The sequence below is a fragment of the Archangium violaceum Cb vi76 genome (assembly GCF_000733295.1).
GTDB classification, from domain to species: Bacteria; Myxococcota; Myxococcia; order Myxococcales; family Myxococcaceae; genus Archangium; species Archangium violaceum.
On sequence record NZ_JPMI01000134.1, the window covers coordinates 1 to 4361 of the forward strand.

The 4361-nt window shown below is 69.8% G+C and carries 4 protein-coding genes; all 4 read left to right on the plus strand.

Annotated elements, in window-relative coordinates; all coding sequences use genetic code 11:
* Positions 1–1020: Ig-like domain-containing protein (locus Q664_RS19940; RefSeq protein WP_043397817.1), on the plus strand; the 1020-nt coding region annotated here is incomplete at its 5' end.
* A 108-nt stretch (positions 1021–1128) separates the two neighbouring features.
* On the plus strand, positions 1129–1884 hold the full coding sequence (locus Q664_RS19945) for a hypothetical protein (protein ID WP_043397822.1): 756 nt from the start codon (positions 1129–1131) through the stop codon (positions 1882–1884).
* 68 nt (positions 1885–1952) lie between these two features.
* Positions 1953–2300: a PI-PLC domain-containing protein gene (locus tag Q664_RS19950; RefSeq protein ID WP_043397818.1), complete on the plus strand. Its 348-nt coding sequence runs from the start codon at positions 1953–1955 to the stop codon at positions 2298–2300.
* A 220-nt stretch (positions 2301–2520) separates the two neighbouring features.
* The coding region (locus Q664_RS19955) for a Kelch repeat-containing protein (protein WP_043397820.1) at positions 2521–4361 on the plus strand (1841 nt) is incomplete at its 3' end.

The window sequence follows — 4361 nt, forward strand, 5'->3', positions numbered from 1 at the left end:
ATCACCTTCAAGGTGAACGACGGGACGGTGGAGTCCAACGTGGCCACCCTCTCCCTCACCGTGAACTCCGTGAATGATGCCCCGGTGGCTCTGGCGGACGCGGTGACGACGGTCGAGGAGACGGCGGTGTCCGTGACGTTGATGGCCACGGACGTGGAAGGCGACACGCTCACGTACATGGTGGTGTCGGGCCCGTCGCATGGCTCGCTGCGGGGTTCGGGAACCCTCCTCGCGTACGTGCCCTCGGCGAACTACTACGGCCCGGACTCCTTCACCTTCAAGGCCAACGATGGGACGCAGGACTCCACCGAGACCACGGTGGCGATCACCGTCACCCCGGTGAACGACGCGCCCGTGGCCCTGCTGGGCTCGGTGACGACGGCCGAGAACACCCCCGTGACCGTGACGCTGGGCTCCCTGGACGTGGACGGCGACACGCTCACGTACACGGTGGTGTCGGGACCGGCGCGCGGCACGCTGTCGGGCTCGGGCGCCCACCTCACGTACACGCCCGCGGCGGGCTACCACGGCCCGGACTTCTTCCTCTTCCAGGTGGGGGATGGGACGGTGGAGTCCACCGTGGCCGCCTTCACGCTCACCGTCACGCCGGTGAATGACATGCCCGTGGCCAGGGCCCTGACGCTCTCCACCGGCCATGGCGAGCCGGTGTCCGTGCGGCTCGAGGGCACCGACGGCGATGGTGACGCGCTGTCCTTCGAGGTGGTGGGGGCTCCGGCGAACGGCACGCTCTCGGGAACCGCACCGGCCCTGGTCTACACGCCTTCCGCCGGGTTCGAGGGAGAGGACTCCTTCACCTACCGCGTGAGCGATGGGCAGAGCGCCTCCGAGCCCGTCACCGTCCGCGTCACCGTGGCGCCGGCTCCGGTCACCCAGCCTCCCGTGTCGGCTCCGACGGGCGGTTGCGGAGGCTGCGCCTCGACGGACGGAGGGGCGCAGCTCGCCTGGGCGGGACTGCTGTTCCTGCTCGCCCGGGGCTCGTGGCGAGGCCGGCGCGTCTGAGGGCTGCCTCACCCTTCGCGCACTGCTGAGCGACCTGGGGCGAGGCCTGTAGTAGCCTCGCCCCCGTCTTCAAGGAGGGCGCACCAGGTGTTCAACGGCCTTCGGTGGATGGAATCGTTGCTCGAGCGCGTGGGGCTCGGAGGGGTGGTGGAGGAGGTGTATGGGTCGCTGCGCTCGCGCGTCCTGGGCCCGCCGCCCCCTCCGCCCGCGCCTCCGGCCCGCCGCCTGACGGAGGCCGTCGGCTCGTGTCCCTTCCATGAGGCCGAACCGGTCCGGCCCGAGCCCCCCGCCCCGGCCGCCTCGCTGTCGCCCGAGCCGCCCCCACCCGTGCCAGCGCAAGCGCCACGGGTGGAGGAGTCCCTTCACGAGGCCGCCCCCGCCAGGCCGCCGAAGGCGTCGCGCGTGAGGAATGCCTCCCCGCCGAAGAAGAAGAAGGCCGCGGCCGTGCACAAGGCGGCGGCCCCCCGTGGCAAGAAGGTCTTGGCGCCCCCGGCCGCCGAGACAGCCCCGGCCCCCGCCTCCGAGTCGAGCGATGCCGTGAGCGCGTTGGTGGACGCGCTTCGGGCGCACCCCCGGCACCAGGAACTGCTGGTGGCCGGGCGGCTCAAGGATCAGCTCCTGCGCTCTCTCATCCCCTTCTATCTCGCCCGGAGCTTGAGCGTGGAGGTGACGTCCGGGACCACCTCGCGCTTCTGGGGCGAGCTTGGCGTGACGTACGCCGCCCCCAATGCGGCCAAGGCGCTGCGCCTGAACACCGGCTTCACCCGGGACACGAAGAAGGGCAAGGCGCTCACCTCCAAGGGCGTCAAATACGTGGAGGCCGCGCTCACCCAGCTCCGCTCCGCGACCGACGACTCACTCTAGTTGTCGTAGATCTGAGACTCATTGGCCGCAACTGGACCCAGTGCCAGAACCTGGACTTCACCGGCCAGTTGAACGCGGGAGTGCGCAGCTTCGACATGCGCATCGGCTATCAGTCCGGCCAGAGCGGCGACGCGAAATACATCCTGTGCCACGAGACCTGGCGCAGCAACGTTACCCTGGCCAGCGCCCTTCAGCAGGTGAGCACCTTCAGCGAGGCCCATCCCCAGGAGCTCATCGTCCTCGACTTCCATCGCTTCAACAGCATGAACAAGGACGCCTTCGACCTCGCCGGGCTCATCCAGACCCTCAAGCAGCAGCTGGGAACGAGACTCCTTCCGCCATCCGCGCGTTCGTGGACGCTCGGGGAGATCTCCCAGCGCTGCTGTGGAGCATCCAGGCCGCAGTCGCGCCCTTGACGGGTCCCCCTTGCCTCGAGCCCGACCTGAGCAACTGGTTCTACGCGGGAAACGCGTGGTCACTGGCAATCAGCGCAATCCCTCCCGAAGCCTGAAAGCATGACAGCCATTGGGCTCCGCTCATCTCATTCGTAGCGGTTAATCTGACAGCACCTGGGGTGCCTCCTACGCTGCACCCGTCGCTCGAGCCCACGAGTGACGGACACGGAAAGGCCCTCCCATGAAATGTCTGACACCCAGGCTCGCTGGCTGGCTCGCGGCGGCCCTGCTCCTCACCACGGCGTGCACTCAACAGCCCACCACTGGCTCCGCCCTGCTCTTCGGCGCTCTTCCCCAGGCGGTGTCCTCCGAGGACGTCACGCGCGTGGTGGTGACCATCAGCGCCTCGGACATGCCCACCCGCACCGAATCGCTGGCAAAAACAGACGGAGCTTGGGGCGGCACCCTCGGCGACATTCCCGCCGGTGCCGACCGCACCTTCACCGCCGACGCCTTCGACGCGGCCGGGACGAAGCGCTTCAGCGGCCAGGCCACCCACGTCACCATCACCACCGGCACCACCACCGTGGTGGCCCTCTCGCTCCAGTCGCTCGACGCGCCTCCACCCTTCGACAACGCCGCGCCCCTCATCGACTCGCTCACTGCCTCCACCAGCTCCGTCTCTCCCGGTGGCTCCCTGCTCGTCCAGGCCACCGCGCACGACCCCAATCCGGGTGACTCGCTCTCGTATGCCTGGACTGCCTCGGCGGGCGCCTTCTACTCGCCCTACTCCCCGCTCTCCACCTGGGCCGCTCCCACCACTCCGGGTCTGGCCACCCTCACGCTCACGGTGACGGACACCCAGGGCTCCTCGGCCTCCATCCGCTTCACCGTCCAGGTGCGGTCCGGCTCGGGTGGCGCCTCCGTCGACCTGCGCTTCAACACCGCGCCCGCCGTCACCGGCATCACGGCCTCGCCCTCGCTCGTGAGCACGGGTGAGACGACCACGGTGGTGGCCACCACCACGGACGCCGATGGGGACGCGCTCTCCTATCAATGGGCGGCCGGTTGCGCGGGAAGTTGGACGGATGCGGCCTCGGCCACCGCGCGCTTCGCCCCGGGCGCCTCGACCACGGGAGCCACCTGCGCCGACTGCCCGCTCACCGTCACCGTGACGGATGGCCACGGCGGACAGACGACGGGCACCCTTCACATCTGCGTGGGCCCGAAGACGGGCATGCGCCTGCCTCCGCGAATCGAGAGCACCTATCAGTCCTCACGCACCGTGCCCGCCAGCGGAACGGTCGCCCTCCGCGTCACCGCGAGCGACCCGCTGGGCAGTGCCCTCTCCTTCTCCTGGAGCGCCTCCACCGGCACGCTCGGCAGCACGACGAACAGCGCCACTCAGAGCGAGGTGAGCTGGACGCCTCCCTCTTGCATGTCTTCAGGGGGCACGCCCTCCATCACCGCCACGGTGACGAATGCACAGGGCCTCTCCGCCTCCACCACCTTCAGCGTCACCGGGGGAACAGCCTGCTCCGGTGCCGTGGGGTGGGTACGCACGGGCAACATGAGCTCACCACGTGTCGCGGGCCATACCGCCACCCTGCTGCCCTCGGGCAAGGTCCTGGTCGCGGCGGGGGCCGACATGGGGCCGGGTCCCCTCGATACCTCCGAGCTGTACGACCCGGCCACCGGCACCTGGGCTCCTCCCATCCAGATGACCTCGCGCCGCATGGACCACACGGCGACGTTGCTGCCCTCGGGCAAGGTCCTCGTGGCGGGCGGCTACGTCCACGTCAGCGACACCAGCGACTCCAACGGCCCCTCCGCCACTGCCGAGCTTTATGAGCCGGCGACAGGCACCTGGAGCCCGACGGGCAGCATGCTTTCCCCTCGCCAGTACCACACGGCGACGCTGCTGCCCTCGGGCAAGGTCCTGGTGACGGGCGGCGGCGACAACTCCGGTGAGCTGTACGATCCGGTCACCGGCACCTGGGCTCGTACCGATGCCATGAGCACCTCCCGCGGCAAACACACGGCGACGCTGCTGCCCTCCGGCAAGGTCCTGGTGGCGGGCGG

Bases quoted from the DNA above. Each gene is read 5' to 3' on its own strand.
- Q664_RS19945 (WP_043397822.1), top strand. From the start codon at position 1,129: ATGGAATCGTTGCTCGAGCGCGTGGGGCTCGGAGGGGTGGTGGAGGAG.